At 66.6% G+C, this 15,970-nt stretch carries 11 protein-coding genes and 1 tRNA gene; 5 read left to right on the top strand and 7 right to left on the bottom strand.

What is annotated here, in order from left to right; genetic code table 11:
* The first annotated feature begins 26 nt into the window (after nt 1-26).
* From OXG79_14950 to OXG79_14970, 5 genes are all read left to right on the top strand, one after another.
* A complete protein-coding gene (locus tag OXG79_14950; GenBank protein MCY3785064.1) occupies nt 27-1,325 on the top strand; it encodes an aspartate aminotransferase family protein in 1,299 nt (432 codons plus the stop codon).
* Between the two features lie 202 nt (nt 1,326-1,527).
* Nucleotides 1,528-2,610, top strand: a complete 1,083-nt coding sequence (locus tag OXG79_14955) for an amino acid ABC transporter substrate-binding protein (GenBank protein ID MCY3785065.1) — start codon at nt 1,528-1,530, stop codon at nt 2,608-2,610.
* A 119-nt stretch (nt 2,611-2,729) separates the two neighbouring features.
* Entirely contained in the window at nt 2,730-3,902 is a 1,173-nt protein-coding gene (locus tag OXG79_14960) for an ABC transporter permease subunit (protein MCY3785066.1), read from the top strand.
* Complete coding sequence (locus tag OXG79_14965) at nt 3,899-5,116, top strand: amino acid ABC transporter permease (GenBank protein MCY3785067.1); 1,218 nt, start codon at nt 3,899-3,901, stop codon at nt 5,114-5,116. The genes OXG79_14960 and OXG79_14965 overlap by 4 nt, the downstream gene beginning before the upstream one ends.
* Before the next feature lie 114 nt (nt 5,117-5,230).
* A complete protein-coding gene (locus OXG79_14970; protein ID MCY3785068.1) occupies nt 5,231-5,953 on the top strand; it encodes an amino acid ABC transporter ATP-binding protein in 723 nt (240 codons plus the stop codon).
* Nucleotides 5,954-6,242: 289 nt separating this feature from the next.
* On the opposite strand, the gene OXG79_14975 is transcribed toward OXG79_14970, so the two are convergent.
* From OXG79_14975 to OXG79_15005, 7 genes are all read right to left on the bottom strand, one after another.
* Entirely contained in the window at nt 6,243-7,244 is a 1,002-nt protein-coding gene (locus tag OXG79_14975; protein ID MCY3785069.1) for a hypothetical protein, read from the bottom strand.
* 14 nt (nt 7,245-7,258) lie between these two features.
* Nucleotides 7,259-7,612: a helix-turn-helix transcriptional regulator gene (locus OXG79_14980; GenBank protein ID MCY3785070.1), complete on the bottom strand. Its 354-nt coding sequence runs from the start codon at nt 7,610-7,612 to the stop codon at nt 7,259-7,261.
* A 162-nt stretch (nt 7,613-7,774) separates the two neighbouring features.
* The gene (locus tag OXG79_14985) at nt 7,775-10,552 is read right to left on the bottom strand and encodes a hypothetical protein (protein MCY3785071.1); all 2,778 of its coding nucleotides are present in this window, start codon (nt 10,550-10,552) and stop codon (nt 7,775-7,777) included.
* Between the two features lie 126 nt (nt 10,553-10,678).
* Complete coding sequence (locus tag OXG79_14990) at nt 10,679-13,468, bottom strand: hypothetical protein (GenBank protein MCY3785072.1); 2,790 nt, start codon at nt 13,466-13,468, stop codon at nt 10,679-10,681.
* 27 nt (nt 13,469-13,495) lie between these two features.
* Nucleotides 13,496-13,571: transfer RNA gene (locus OXG79_14995), tRNA-Thr, on the bottom strand.
* A gap of 127 nt (nt 13,572-13,698) precedes the next feature.
* Nucleotides 13,699-15,120 (bottom strand): glycoside hydrolase family 32 protein, encoded by a 1,422-nt coding sequence (locus tag OXG79_15000; protein MCY3785073.1) that lies wholly within the window; start codon nt 15,118-15,120, stop codon nt 13,699-13,701.
* Between the two features lie 28 nt (nt 15,121-15,148).
* Complete coding sequence (locus OXG79_15005) at nt 15,149-15,943, bottom strand: phytanoyl-CoA dioxygenase family protein (GenBank protein MCY3785074.1); 795 nt, start codon at nt 15,941-15,943, stop codon at nt 15,149-15,151.
* Between the last annotated feature and the right edge of the window lie 27 nt (nt 15,944-15,970).

Genomic DNA, 15,970 nt, shown 5'->3' on the forward strand with positions numbered 1-15,970 from the left:
ATCGTGATGAGAGGCAGAGGTCTGTGATGTCCAAGGCCGCGACGTCGTCCGAGCAACTCCTGGGAAGAGCCAAGCGTGTGCTCACCGCGGGAGCGTTGGGGCGGTTCAGCATTCCGGACGAGGTCAGCGTGGTATTCGAGTCCGGCTCGGGCAGCCGCCTGCGCACCGTCGACGGCGATGAGTACATCGACTATCTCCTCGGCTCCGGCCCGGTGCTGCTAGGCCACGCGCATCCGGACGTGGAAGCGGCCGTGCAAACCCAGTTGAGCCGCGGCACGACCTACTTCTTCCTCAACGTCCCGGCGATCGAGTTGGCCGAAAAGCTGATCGACGCCGTGCCCTGCGCCGACCAGCTGCGGTACACCAGCACTGGTACCGAGGCCACCCACCTGGCGCTGCGCGGGGCGCGGGCCTTCACCGGCCGCTCCAAAATCCTCAAGTTCGAAGGCGCCTGGCACGGCATGCACGACTACGCCTTGTGGGGCACAGTGCCGACCGACGCCAGCGACTACCCGCATGCCGAGCCTGACTCGGCCGGAATTCCAAGCGTTCTCGGCGACGAGGTGCTCGTGGCCCCCTTTAACGAGCTTGAGATCACGCAGCAGCTCATTGAATCGCACGCCGACGAGTTGGCCGCCGTGATCGTGGAGCCGCTGCAGCGCGTGCTCAAGCCCGAGCCCGGCTTTCTCGAAGCCCTCCGCGAGCTCACCACCCGCCACGGCATCGTGCTCATCTTCGACGAAATCGTCACCGGATTTCGCATCGCCTGGGGCGGCGCGCAGGAGCGCTACGGCGTCGTGCCCGACCTGGCAACCTATGGCAAGGCCATGGCCGGGGCGTTTCCGCTGGCCGCCATCATGGGCCGCGCCGACGTCATGGACGTCTACGCGCGCCAATCACGCTCGACGCGCGACGTGGCCTGGGCCAGCGGAACCTTCAGCGGCAACCCCGTCGCCGCCGCTGCCGGGGTCGCCGCCCTCGACGTCCTCTCGTCAGACGGTGTCTACGATCGCCTGCAAGCCACCGGATCCCGGCTGCGCCGGGGCATCGAGGACTTGGGCCGCAAGCACGGCGTCCCCACGCAGGCGTTGGGCGAAGACCCGGTCTTTGGCGTCCGGTTCATGGAAAACGCGCACCCCAAGACCTGGATGGACCTTCAGGAACACGACGGCGACTTCGGCCACCGCTGGAGCGTCGAGTGCATCCGCGGCGGCCTGCTGCTCAATCCCAACGAAAAGTGGTACGTCTCGATCACCCACGACGACGCCGATCTCGACCGCACCTTCGAGATTCTCGATGGGGCGTTCCGGCGGGCATTGGGTTAGCGAACACACCACAACGCCGCATACGGCCGGCGAAAACTCAGTGAAGAAACTCACCCCAGCTTGCCTCTGATTGGCTTTGAGCCGTACCATGCTTCCGGTCTGCCGGGGGCGACAAACACGGAACCCCTAAATGCGTGTTTGAGCACGCGACATGCGTATGCGGTGGGCATTGAGGTCCGCCGTTACGGCTCAGGAGCGGCTGATGCGTTGGAAGCTGGGGTTGATCCTAATGATGGTGGCGGTCTTCGTCGTCGCCGTCGCCGCATGCGGCGAGGACGCCGAGGAAATGGTGGAAGAGGAGCCGATGGTCAGTCGCCTCGCCACCGTACAGGAGCGCGGACACGTCATCTGCGCCAGCCGCAACGACGTTCCCGGCTACGGCTCGCTGGACGCCAACGGTCGCAACGTCGGCTTTGACATTGATCTGTGTCGCGCCGTTGCCGCCGCCGTGCTCGGTGACGCCGAAGCGATCGAAATCGTACTGATCACGGCAGCTGAGCGTGGCCCGACGATCCAGTCCGGCGACGTGGACCTGCTGGTCCGCACCGTGACCTGGACCACCTCCCGCGACGCCGGGTGGGGCAACTACATCCACACCACGTTCTACGACGGCCAGGGCTTCATGGTCTCCAAGGACCTTGGGGTCAACTCCGCCTATGAGTTGGGCGGCGCCTCGGTCTGCGTCACCAGCGGTACGACCACTGAGCTGAACATGGCCGACTTCTTCCGCCAGAACAACCTCGAGTACAACCCGATCGTGTTCGAGGACACCGATGTCGTGCTTGACGCCTACCAGGAAGGCCAGTGCGATGTCTTCACCAACGACCGCTCGCAGCTGGCTGCGCTCCGCAGCGCGCTGCCGAACCCGGGCGACCACGTGATCCTTCCGGAGACCATCTCCGAGGAGCCGCTTGGTCCGGTCGTCCCCCACGGTGACGAGCAGTGGTTCGACCTGGTGAAGACGGTGATCGCCGGGATCATCTACGCCGAGGCCTACGGCGTGAACAGCGGCAACGTCGCGGCCATGGCCGCCGGCGACAACGTCAAGGTCAAGCGCCTGCTGGGTACCGAGGGCAGCTTCGGTCAGGAAACCCTCGGCCTGAGGGAGACCTTCATGCAGGACGTGATCAACAGCGTCGGCAACTACGGCGAAATCTACAACCGCAACCTCGGTCCCGAGGGCATTGACCTCCCGCGGGAGGGCGGTCGGAACGCGCTGTGGGCCAACGCCCCTTGCACGGATTGCCCGAAGGGCGGTCAGATCTACGCGCCGCCGTTGCGCTAGATCGATCCCGCGAGAAACGGGATGCAATCCGGGGGGATGCGCCAGCATCCCCCCGGCTGCTATCCGGCCTCCGAAGCCGTTGCCCCCCCGCTAATCGCACCTTCCTGTAGGCTGCCCTCGTGAACCGGCTGCTCTACGTCCAAGGCGTCCCGTTCTGGCGCAACGTGGTTGTGTTGCGCTGGGCGGTGCAGATCGTCTCTGCCGTCCTGGTCATTGCGGTGATCGCCGGGTTCTTCGGCAACGTGTCCAGGGAAATTGCCGCGCGGGACATTCCCTTCGGCTATGGCTTCCTCGACCGCGAAGCCCAGATTCCCATCGGCGAATCGGTCATCGGCTACCACCCGTCCGACAGCTTTGCCTACGGTCTGCTCGTCGCCGCGCTCAACACCGTCAAGGCCTCGGTATTGGGCGTGATTCTTGCCACCCTATTCGGCATCGCGGTCGGCGTCGCGCGCCTCTCGCCGAACTGGCTGCTCAACCGGATTGCCCTCGTCTACATCGAGATCTTTCGCAACGTCCCGCTGCTGGTTCAGTTGCTGTTCTGGTTCCTCATCGTGCTGAGCCTGCCCACCGTGCGCGAGGGCTACGTCGCGTTTGACGCCTTCTATCTCAGCAACAGCGGCGTCAACCTGCCCTGGCCGGTGCCGCAAGACGGATTCTGGCCCTGGGCGCTGGCAACCGTCATCGGCCTAATCGTTGCCGTGATCGTGGCCCGTCGCCTGCATTGGCGCGAAACCGAGACGGGCAAGCCCAGCTATCCCGTTCTCGCCGGGCTCGCGATCGCCATCGGCGTGGGCGCGATCGCCCTGCTGATCCTCGCGCCGATGACCATCGAGGTTCCCTCCCCCGAAGGCCGGTTTGGACGACTGCAAGGCGGCGCCGAGCTCAGCGGCAGCTTCACGGCGCTGCTCGTCGGATTGGTGATGTATACGTCGTCGTTCATTGCCGAGATCGTCAGAGCCGGCATCCAGTCCGTCAGCAAGGGTCAAACGGAAGCGGCGCGCTCGGTGGGGATGTCGGGCATCCTCACGCTGCGGCACGTCACCTTTCCGCAGTCCCTGCGGGTCATCATCCCGCCGACCATCAGCCAGTACCTCAACCTCACCAAGAACTCGAGCCTGGCGGCAGCCATCGGCTACCCCGACCTCGTGAGCGTGGCGAGCACCATGACGCAAACCGCGCCGGCCATCTCGCTGATTCTGGTCGTGATGCTCACCTATCTCGCCATGAGCTTGACCTATTCGCTAATCGGCAACCTGTATAACCGCGCCATCAGGTTCAAGGGCACATGAGCGCCGTCACCGCAGGGGCCATGGACCGCCCGCCGCCCCCTCCGCCTATGACCGTGGGCTTTCTGGGGTGGCTGCGCCAGAACCTCTTCAGCTCGTGGGGCAACAGCTTGGTGTCGATTGTCCTGGCCGTGGTGCTGGCCTGGGCATTGATCGGGCTCATCAGCTGGGTGATCGTCACCGCCGACTGGTTGGTCATCACCAGCCGGGTGCAGCTCTACCTGGTGGGGCTCTACCCGCAGGAGGACGCCTGGCGGCCTCAGGTCGCCGTGCTGCTGCTCAGCGCCTTGCTGGGAATCTCCTGGCGCTCGTGGGGCGGCACGGCTCGCGGATTCGCCGTCGGCTTGAGCGCCGTGGCCCTGATCGTCGGCGTGATCCCACACGGATTGCAGCCAATCAATCGGATCTTGGTGCTGGCGATCCCGGTGGCCGTCGGCGTTGGCTATTTCCTGGCGGCAGGTTTCTTCGCCGGACGCCCCAGACGCATCGTCGCCGCCGCGTTCCTGGCCGTGTTTGTCGCCTTGCTGATCATCCGAGGCATCGAGGGTGTGCCCGGCCTTGAGCCCGTCAACACGAATGACGTCGGCGGGCTGTTGCTCAACCTGCTGCTCGCCCTCTTTGGCATTGGCGCCTCGATGCCCATCGGCATTGGGTTGGCGCTGGGACGGCAGAGCAATCTGCCGGTTGTCAAATGGGCCTGCGTCGCGTTCATCGAAGTTATCCGGGGCGTGCCGCTCATCACTCTGCTCTTCATGTCCCGCCACATCCTGCCGCTGACGTTCCCCGAGAACATCAAGATCGACACGCTCTACATCACGGGCATCACCATCATGCTGTTCAGCTCGGCCTATATGGCCGAGAACGTGCGCGGCGGCATGGCCGCGGTCGCCCCCGGACAGACCGAGGCCGCCCGGGCGCTGGGCCTGCGCGGCTGGCAGACCACGCTGCTCATCACGCTGCCGCAAGGTCTCAGAAACATCATTCCGGCCATCGTGGGGCAGTTCATCAGCCTGTTCAAAGACACCAGCCTCGTCTTCATCATCGGCATGCTGGACCTCGTCGAGATGGGCCGTGTGACCATTCAGTCGAATCTGGAATTCGTCGACAACGGCCGGGAGGTCTATCTATTCATCGCCGTCGTCTTCTGGATTTTCTGCTTCTCGATGTCGTATGTCAGCCGGCGCATCGAACGCGCGCTTGGCGTGGGCAGACGCTAGAGCGGCCCGCGGGGGAGATAGACCATGGCCGAAACGAGTCAGACCAACGGTTCCAACGGCATGCCCGAAGACAAAGCGGCGATCCTCGAGCTGCCGCTCGAGCAGCGCGACGACATCATCGTCTGCGAGGGCGTTCACAAGTGGTTCGGCGATTTCTGCGCCGTCCGCGACGTGAGCATGCGCGTCAAGCGGGGCGAGGTGGTCGTCATCTTCGGTCCCTCGGGATCGGGCAAGTCCACCTTCATTCGCATGATCAACCGCCTCGAAGAGCACCAGCAGGGCCGGATCGTGGTCGACGGCATCGAGATGACCAACGACGTGCGCAACCTCGACGCCATCCGCCGCGAAGTCGGCATGGTGTTTCAGCAGTTCAACCTCTTCCCCCACATGACCGCCATCAACAACATCATGCTGGCGCCGCAGCGGGTGCGGCACCTCCCCAGGGAAAAGGCCCAAAAGTCCGCGCTTCAGTTGCTCGAGCGCGTCGGCATCCCCGAGCAGGCGGACAAATATCCAGCCGAGCTATCCGGCGGCCAGCAGCAGCGCGTCGCCATCGCCCGCGCCCTGGCCATGCAGCCGCAGATCATGCTGTTCGACGAGCCGACGTCCGCGCTCGACCCGGAAATGATCAAGGAAGTGCTGGACGTGATGCGGGAACTGGCCGCCTCGGGCATGACCATGCTCTGCGTGACCCATGAGATGGGGTTCGCCCGCGAGGTCGCCGACCGCATGGCCTTCTTCGACGAGGGCGCGCTGGTCGAGCTGGGCCCGCCATCCCAAATCTTCAACAACCCGCAGGAAGAACGCACCCAACTCTTCCTCGACCAGATCCTGTAGCAGACCTCCGGTCGGGTCTCTTCGCGCTGCAAGGAGACCCTTGCGCAACCTTTCAGTCATTCCGGCGAAAGCCGGAATCCAGTCCGGCCAAATCTGGCGGCGCGCCGGGACGTTCGGGTAGGGGCGGGTCTCAGACCCGCCCTCAGGCAACTCTGAAAGGGGAGCACCCGGTTGCGAATCGGCGACTGGAGTTCCCCGTGGGGACATTCGGTCGCTCAGTCGCGGTTTGTCGCAGGCCTCGCCCTATCGCGCGGAGTTGCTCAGACCTTCCCCGAGCGCCTTCGACCGGCTACGCCCCTCCGCCCGGCATCTCGCGCACCTGCGTGGCACTAGCGGCGCGCAGCGTGACCACGTTTGCCGCGTCCATCGATTCGTTGTCGGGCAACGGCGTCTGGCCCTTCTGCGAGCCCAGCTGCGCCAAGCTCACGAAACCCCGCATCTTCTCCGTCTCCTCCAGCGCCTTCAGGTCGCCACCGTAGTAGTCGAACCACGGCAGACCGGCCTCGGTGTAGTCTCGCGCCTTCGGCGGATCGGTCGGCGGCCGCTCGCCGGTGAGCGCCATCCACTGGGTGGAGTTGGCGATCGTGACGAAACACCGGCTCGCGTGTCGCTGGTCCCAGGCGTCGAGCCCGTATTCGTCTTCGTAGATTTCCTGCCGCATCCGGCCGCCGGGCGCCAGGCCCATGTCCAGCGGCGCCGACACTTGCACCGGTCCATAGACCACGTCGGCGTCTTCGCCAGGGTCCGCCACCATCTCCGCATAGCGCTCCGCCTTCATGGGATAGGCGATGATCTGCAAGCCGCCGTGCTCGGCCGCGCCTGTCAACTGCTCCTCGACCGAGTAGCCCTCGCCCAGCGGCATGGCCACGAACTGCCGCACGATGCCCTTGGCCACGCAGAAGCCGTCCAGCCACGGCTGCTCCGGCAGCACCAGGTAGTCCTGAGGGTCCGTGTTGAGGTGGTTCGCCCATGCGTCGCCCGTCAGCGCGCAGGTCTTGCCCGCCGCGATCTTCACGGCGAACGGGTAGCTTTCCGCGCCGAAGCTGATCCACATGGCCTCGGCCTGGTGCATGGGCATCAACACGCCGCCTCGCTGGAGCCAGTCTCGGGGCGCCTGCCGGGCGTAGTCGTCCAGATGTCGCAGAGGAAAACTCCCCAGCCCCGGCGGCAGAAAGTAGTCGGCGCCATCATCGGGAATCCGAAGGGTCCGCTGAAAGTCGATCGAGCAGCGGGCCGCCTCGTGAACCTCGGGAAAGCGAAACACCAGGGACTCATTCTCAAGCGTGATCATCGATCGCTGGCTCCTTACCAGTCACCGTCGCGCACCTCGCGCACGATGTGAAGGATGGCGTGGTCGGGCGCATCCTTGAGTTGTCGAATCAGCTCCGCGAACAGGGCGGGGCGCTGGCGGATGACCTCTTGCAAGTCGCGCGACACCTTGCCCGCCATCGCCAGGAACACGTCGGGGTCCTGGCCCAATTCCTTGGCCAAACGCACCGTCGTGGCCTCCGACGGCGGCGCCACCTGCCCCCGCTCCACTTTGCTCAGATAGCTGGGCTCAATGCCGATCCGCCGCGCCACCTGGCGCAACGAATAGCGCCGATCGGTCTCCCGGAGACGCTGCCTGGTGGCCGTGGCCGCCTCGCCAAAACGTGTCATAGTTCGTACACAGTACACGATTGCCGGGCATTGTCAAGGCCTGCGTGGCTAGTCGCCCTGGTTCCGTCGTTTCCGCATCCGGAGTCCGTCGCCTAACCCGTCCGTCATTCCCGCGACGAGCCTGCCCCGTACTCGATACGCGGCGGGAATCCACCCGCTCGGCTAGGGCCGTAACCTCACACCCAAATCGCCCTCATAGACCTGATACGTCACCGCACCCGTCGCCGAAATCTCCACCTGAAGCACCGGGATGAATCCCACTTCGTCGTGCGCCACGTAGCTGCCCTTGTCCTCCGCGCGCTTGAGCCGCAGCACCAGCGTCCAGCGTCCCGGGCCAAGTGGCCTCCCGCCCGATTCTCCGAGCACGGTCGCGCGACCATCATTCGACCGGGCGGACAAGCTGCCCGAACCCGGGTCGAATTCGTACCGCCCCCTTTGCGTGCCCTCCCACGAGACGAAGTCGCCAGCCATCCACAACACGGATGCCGGCCCACCGAACTTGGGGTAGGCGGGGACGCGGGTATCCATCGGAATGACAAACCAATCCTGGCCATTCCAGCGGTCCGTATCGCGGGTGGTCAGCGAGACCGTGAAGCTGACACGCTCGTCCATGACTTCTCCATCCGACACCTCCACGCTCACTGGCGGCGATGGTGGCGGCGTGAACGGCATGACCGGCTCGACCGCGCCATCCGGCGAATAGGCGGCCACCCAATCGTTCCACCACACCGGCTGCCGAAACTCCGGGGCAAACATGGACGGTGTAAACCAGAGAGGCACGATGACCAAGCTCGGGAGCTCTACCCCAAGCGCCTCGACTCCAAAGTCTGTGCGCAGGGAAATGTGTCCCGGATAGAGCTCACCGACCAGCCGGGCATGCGGGAGCGCGGACGCCAGGCGCAAGGCGTGCAATTCCTCGGTCGCCGGGGCGAAATACACCGTGGCCGACGGCGGCACAGCTCGTCGCAGCGCCTCGTAGGACGCCGGCTCCGGAGCTGCCTCAAGCTCCATAAACGCCGGTCGCACTCGATAGAGCGCATCGGACCCATCTCGGATGAGGACTTCGAACAGCCGCGGATCATCGAGCCAGTGATTGGCTCGTTCAGGCAGACCGGCGATCCAGGCATCCGTGGCGTGCACGTAGTCAAAGTCCAGCCGCTGGATTGCGGCGGGGTCGAGATAGCGGATCGCATCCATGTATTCGGGCCCCGTGCTTGCAGTGGAGTGCACCGCCTGGGTGAAGCCCGCCGCGTTCAGTCGGCCGGTGGCTATAGACATTGTCTCCTCCTGGGGGGAGAGGATGCGCGCGTCAACGTCTGTGTGGTCGCGGATATAGGCGGCCACGCGGGCTGAATCCAGGCGCGGAAACGCTTGTCGACGCCCCGGCTGGCCCGGCTCGGCATTGGCGAGTTGAACTCCGCCGCCGACCGCCGTGCTCAGAGTTCGCACGGGCGTCACGATGGCTGGCCACGTCAGCAGAGCCACAATCACGGCGGCCGCCGTATAGCGCCAGCGCGGCCGCAAGTCGTGCAGCCGCAGGCTCAGCGCCAGCAGCAGCGCCAGCAGGCCGAAATTGCGCGCGTGCCCGTCGATTCTGGCGACATCGTGCTGCGCGTGCTCGAACTGCAGCGTGAGGGCCGCAAGCACAAACGCGCCGCTGCCAGCGGCCAGAGCGACACAGAGGCGATCGCGACGAGTCAGCAGAAGGGCGGCGCCGGCAACGACAACTGGTCCAAGGCCCAACAGACCGACACCGCCGGCCAGCGCCGTGAAGGATGCCAGCGACGGCCGTAGAACCGAGTGGTCGATCCATGAGAGGGAGAGGCCGCCCCCCAATCCCCCGGACAGTACGCCCGAAACCACGCCGCCGCCGGTGGCCAGCAGGAGCGTGGCCAGCACCGGCCCCGACGCAGCCTGCACCACGCCGGCTCTGATCGAGCGTTCGCGCCGGGTTTGCCAGAGGGCGACAACCTCGAGGAGCCCCCAAAGCGCCAGCACGATCGGCGCCACGGCTTCGTCCACCAGCCCCAGAAACCCGACCAGCAGCGCCAACGCCACAGGGCGCGCCCAACGCCAGTCCCTGCCATGCACGGCGCGTTCCAGCACCACCAATGCCAGCGCATAGGCCAGCGGAAAGTACGGAAACGTCAAGTTGGGCGGCACGGTTATTTGCGCCCCAAGTCCATCCACATAAACCGTCGCCAGCGACGCCCGCAAGCCGGGTGCCGGCACTCCCGCCGGTACCGGCACTTGCAGCGTCCCCGGCGAGACTCCGAGAAACGTTTGCGTGCCAGCCGCAAGCAGAAGCGGCGCGAGCGCTGCCACGCCCAGCCATGATCCACGTCGGAGCAGCAGCGTCCCCACGATCAGCGCATAGCTCACAAAGACGTAGGCGCTCAACAGCTCCGTCACCAAGGCCGGATCGGGCCCAACTGGCGGCGTGAGGAATCCAACCAGCAGATCAAAGCCATAGTGATACGGGGCAGCCATCCCCGGATGCCAGGGCAACTGCGGCGGATGGAGCCCGCCGGCCCGCATCGTGGAAGCCAGGCCCCACTGAGTGGCCGTATGCGAAATCGGTTCGAGTTGGCGACCGGCCAACGTGACCAACAACAGCGCCAGAGCCACAACCGCAATTGCCGCCGCTGCCCTTGGTTGCAGGCGAATGCGGTCAGGCGCATGCCAGACTAGCCCGGCGCCGGTCGCCAGCACGACTACCCAGCCAACCAACGCCCCTGCGAGTCCAGGAATGAGATAGACGACGAAGTTGACGATCACGCCCCAAACGCCGAGGCCGATCACGAGACCCTGCGCCAGCGCCAATACGTCGTCGGTCTGCCGCAGCGCCACTCGCGCGATCAAATAGCCGACGCCAGCCAGGACCAAGAGTTCCGCCGCGAACAGCAGCAATCCTGGGACTATTGCGAAATCAACGAGCATTCAGGTCAGTACCCACGCCGACATCGGTGAAGCCCAGGGTAGGACTCCTATCCACGGTCCGCGGTCCGCGGCTCCAGTTGCGCATGGCGCACGCGCGACGCATACATCCGTCGTGCCGACCATGGTCTAAGGCCGCAACCTCGCGTTGAGGTCACCCTCGAAGACCTCAACCGCCACATCGCCCGATTCCGAAATGTCCACCCGCAGCAGCGGGATGAATCCCACGTGCTCGTGCGCCACGTAGCCGCCGCGATCGACGGCGCGAATCAGCCGCATCGCAAGCGTCCACCGCCCAGGGCTCAGCGGATCGCCGTTCCCCACCGCGCCAATGGTCCCGGCGCCCGCGGCCAAGTTGCCCGCGCGTGGATCGAATCTGAAATAGGCTTCAACGGCGGAGGGCTGCGACGAAATCTCGCCTGGAAACCACCGCGCCGCCGCGGGCTGGCCAAACCCCGGATAGACGGGGATTCCCGCTTCCGTCGTCTCGACCACGATCCAATCCTGTCCCGTCCAGCGGTCCGGCTCCCAGTTATGCAGCGTCAGGGCAAAGCCAATCTGCTGGTTCCGCTCGACGACGTCGGACATACGGGCGGTAACGGACCGCCAATCCCCGGGCACCAGAGTCATGAGCGGAGCGATTGCGCCGTCGGGCGAGTAGACCGTCACACCGTCGTTCCACCAGATCGGCTGCCGCGCCGCCGGCGGGAATATGGACGGCGTAAACCAGTGCGGCACGACAACGACGTCTGGAATGTGCTCACCAAGCGGCTCAATCCCGAAATCCGTCCGCATGTGCATGCGGCCCGGGAACAGCTCCCCCACCAGCCGCGCGTGCGCGAGGGTGGACGCCGCGCGCAGGGCGAAGGTGGATTGGATCGCCGGGTCCACATAGACGACGGCGGACGGCGGCACGGACCGCCGCAGCGCCTCATGCGACGCCGGGATCGGCGGGGCTTCAAGCTCGAGGAACGCCAGTCGCACACGATAGAGGGCGTCGCCGCCATCCCGAACCAGAAGCTCGAAGAGCTCCGGATCATGCAGCCAGCGCCTGGCGCGGTCCGGCAGCCCCTCGATCCAGGCATCCGTAGCGTGCACATAGGCGACTCCCAGTCGCCTCAGGGCGGCAGGTTCAAGAAAGCGGCTGGCGTCCTGGTACTCGGGGCCAACTTCATAGAGGAGATGCGCCGCCTGGATGAAGCCCGACGCATTGGGACGCCCGGTAGCGGTGGACATAGCGGTCGGGTGGGGCGAGAGAATGCGCGCCTCGATGTCGGTGCGGTCCCGGATGTAGCCGGCAATCCGCGCGGACCTCAAGCGCGGATACACCTCTCGGTGCCACGCACCCGTCGCCTCCGCCTCTCGCGCTTCGTCGCCGGCGTTGGCGAGCACCACACCCTGGCTAATCCCCGGACCAATCGCGCGCAGCGGCGACACCACGGTCGGCCAGGTCACCAGCCCCACGATCACCGCGCCCGTGGCCCAGCGCCAGCGGGGTCGCAGCGTGCGAAGCCTCGGGCTCACGGCCAGAAGCGCCGCCAGCAGCGCGAAGTTCCGCGCGTGCCCGTCCAGCCTGGTCACGTCCTGCTGCCCGATCTCGTATTGCAGCGTGAGCCCGGCCAGGACGAACACCCCGGCAGCGACGACCATCGCCAGAGTGAACCGATCTCGCCCTGCCACGAGGGCGGCGCCGCCGGCCAGTACCAGCGGCCCCAGGGCCAGCAATCCCAGCCCGCCCGACAGCGTGGTGAAGGTCGCCAGCGGCTGCCGGGCGCTCGTGTCGTCGACCCAGCCGAGCGATAGGGCGCCCGCGTCCTCCCCGAACAGGACGGCCGTGATGATGCCGCCGCCGACGGCCAGGAGGAGCGCACCCAGCGCCGGACCTGCGGCGGCGCGCAGGATGCCGTCGGTGATGGAGCGTTCGCGGCGGGCTTGCCAGAGCGCGACCGCCTCGAGCAGACCCCACAGCGCCAGCACCACAGGAGCCACGGCTTCGTCCACCAGCCCCAGGAAACCGACCAGCACCGCCAACGCGACTCGACGCGGCCAGTGCCGCCCCCCGCCGTGCGCGGCCCGCTCCAGCGCCACCAGCGCCAGGGTGTACGCCAGCGGAAACGTCGGCTTCCAGACGTTTGGCGGCACGGACTCGCTCACCCCAAGCCCATCCACGTAGACCGTCCCCAGCGCTGCCCGCAGGCCGGCCTCCGGAATCCCGGCTGGCACCGGCACCTGGAGCACGCCCGGCGTGGCGAACAGCAACGTCTGCGCGCCGGCGGTCAGCAGCAGCGGCCCAAGCGTCGCGACCGCCGGCCACGAACCTCGCCGGAGCAGCAGCGTCCCCACGACCAGCGCGAAGCTCGTCCAGATATACGCGCCCAACAGCTCAGTCACGAACGCCGGATCGGGCCCAACCGGAGGCGTGAGCAGCGCAATCAGCAGGTCGACCCCGTAGTGATAGGGCACGGCCATGCCGGGATTCCACGGCAGTTCGGGCGGGTGAGGACCGCCGGCGCGCATTGCCGCAATGAACCCATGATGGATGTAGGGATCGGGATTCGGCATGAGCTGTCGCCCGGCCAATGCGACCCAGAGCAGCGCCAAGACCGCCACCGCGAGCCCCGCCGCGACACGGGGCCGCACCCCGAGGCGCTCACGCCGACGCCACACGATTCCCGCGCCGAGCGCCAGCACGACCACCCATCCCACCAGCGCCCCGGCGAGTCCGGGCGCCAGGTAGACGACGAAGTTGGTGACCAGCCCCCAAAGGGCAAGGCCGACCACCAGACCCTGCGCCAGCGCCAGCAAATCGTCGGTCTGCCCCAGCGCCACCCGCACCACGGCAAAGCCGATGGCGGCCAGCACGACCAGCTCTGCCGCCAGCAGCAGCAAGCCTGGAACTACGGCGGGATCAACGATCATGGCGATCTGGTGGGCGACTCGGCATTGTGGAGCCCAGGGTGGGACTCGAACCCACGACCTGCGGTTTACAAAACCGCCGCTCTGCCGATTGAGCTACCTGGGCAGACCGCTGACTTCCGGGTCCGCACATTCCGGAGGCGATGCGGCGGTCGCCATCGGTCAGCATAGACGAGACATCCGCATCCGGTGCGCCTGTTCGAGAGTCATCCACCAGCGTCGGTCTCGCGCAGTCACCACCAGATCGAGCGCATCTGCCAGACGTCCACCGAGCGCACGACGGCGTCCCCTTCCGTAACGAGCGCCACGCCGCGGCTGTCCGAGCGTGCGGGGTAGATTCGCTGGGTGAGGCACTGTCGCCCGTTGGCAAACACCTCGACAATTGACCGATCGACAAAGATCCAAAGCCGCAGCGCCTCGTCGGTGTCCAACTCAAGCGGCGCGTGCTGGACGGCGCGCCCAACGACATCCGGAGCGGCGCTCGAAGCCGTCGGATCGAGGGAGATGCGGCCCTCGGCACGCGAATAGACGATCCGCGTCTCCTCCGCCCCATCCGGCGATCGGCCTACCGCGACGCCGATTTCGCCCGCGGTCTCGCGCTCAAAGGCCACCACCACCTCGGCGCAGGATGCATCCACGCCGTCCAACCTCATCGGTGCTCCCGCCGACACGTGCAAGCCGTCCAAGCGCTGATGAACGCCTCGCAGCACCCGCAGTTCAGGCACCGGCTCGATTCGCAGCAGATCGTCGTTGCCGATCGACAGCACCCGTGGCAGACACATCACGCCCGACCAACCCGAAGCCCGTTGGGCGGCTTCCGTGCGGCCCTCGGTCACCCAGCCAAACATGATGCGCCGGTCGGCCTCGTCGCGAAGCGAAAGCCCGGCGCACAGCGTCCCGCTCTCGAGCGAGAACCCGGCAAAGTTCATGCGGCCATGCCGCCGCGGAACGAATCGCTCGCCCGCCATCTCGCCCACGTAGTACTGCACGCCTCGCTCATGGCTGGCGAATAGCAGCATGTGGGCCTCGCCCAATCTGAACAGGTCCGGAACCGCGCAATCGCTCTCGCCGCCCGGCTCATAGAGCAAGCCGCGGTACTCCCACCGCACGAAATCTCGCGAGCGGAACAGGAAGGCCGTGTCGCCGGCGCCCTCAATCTTGCCGCCGCAGACCAGATACCAGGTGTCCCCATCGCGCCACGCGCACGGGTCCCAGGCGCGCCACCCGGCCTGCGGATCGGTCGGCTGCGGAATCAGCGGATTGGATGGATGCCGCGACCACGTGCGCATCCCATCCGCGCTCGTCGCGACGCAAATGCCGTCGGGATTGCCGTAGTACACCAGCGCCGGCACGCCATCGAGATCGATCGCGCCGCCGCTATAGCAGCCGCTGCGGTCGGGTCCGCCGGGCGCGGGCGCCAGCGCAATGGGCAAATCCCGCCAATGGACCAGGTCATCGCTGACGGCGTGACCCCAGTGCATCCGCCGCGGATTGTCGTAGGCCTCGTCGGGGTTGTGCTGGTAGAAGAGGTGGTAGGCGCCGTCCCGCCAGATCGTCCCGTTCGGATCGCCGAGAAAGTTTGCCGGCGCCGTGAAGTGATACGCGGGACGGTAGCGGTCGTCCGCCAGGCGCCGGCGGTCGCCCTCGGCGCTCACGGTTGGGGCCCTACCTCGCGTCGAATGACTAGCCCGACGCAGCCGCCCCAGCCCAGCCTGCAACCAACGGAAACGCGCTGTCGGGAAGTCCGTCGCCGGGATCCAGCCCCAGGCCGTCAATCACCGGATGCGGCAGGTGCGGGTCGTAGACCGCCGCCGCGTCCACCATCGCCACTCGATGGGCCACGCGCCACTCGTCGGTGAGATTCGGACCGGCCATGTGAAACGTGTAGCCATTGTGAAACGTGCAATCGCCCGCCTGGAGCGGAATCGTGATGCGCGGCAGCCAGGCCACCTCGTCCACGTTCTGCAGTGAGCCCTTGGCGATGTCCGGCCGATGGCCGTGCGCCACCTCCTTGGGCAGGTCCTTCCAGTGCTGGCTGCCCATGGCAAAGCTCATGCAACCCATCTCGACCGACGTATCCTGCAGCGCGATCCAGGCCGTCAGCGCGCCGGGCGCGCTGCCCAGCGCCCACAGCGGCATGTCCTGGTGCGGCCGGGTCGGCCCGTCGTTATGCGGCGGCTTGGCAATGATGTCGTCGTGCCACAGGCGCAGCGGCATCCCCGCCAGTTGCTCGGCGGCCGCCCCCAGCCGGGGAAGCATCGTCAGCGCGCGCATGGTCTCGTTCCACTTCCACAGTTGCACCCGCTGCTGGTTCGCGCCGTCGATATCCAGCTCGCCCGTCGGACCCGCCAGCAGCAGCTGCATCCCCTCCTCGCGGTAGGCCGCAGCCTCCTCACGGCTGATCAGCCCAGGCAGCTTCACCGCCCCGTGGACGCGGTAGAAGTCCACCATCGCCTGCGTCACGTCACCCGCTGCCATCGCGCCTCTCCCTCACCGGCCTAGCCT

Source organism: Chloroflexota bacterium (assembly GCA_026706485.1).
Classification (GTDB): Bacteria; Chloroflexota; UBA11872; order UBA11872; family UBA11872; genus JAJECS01.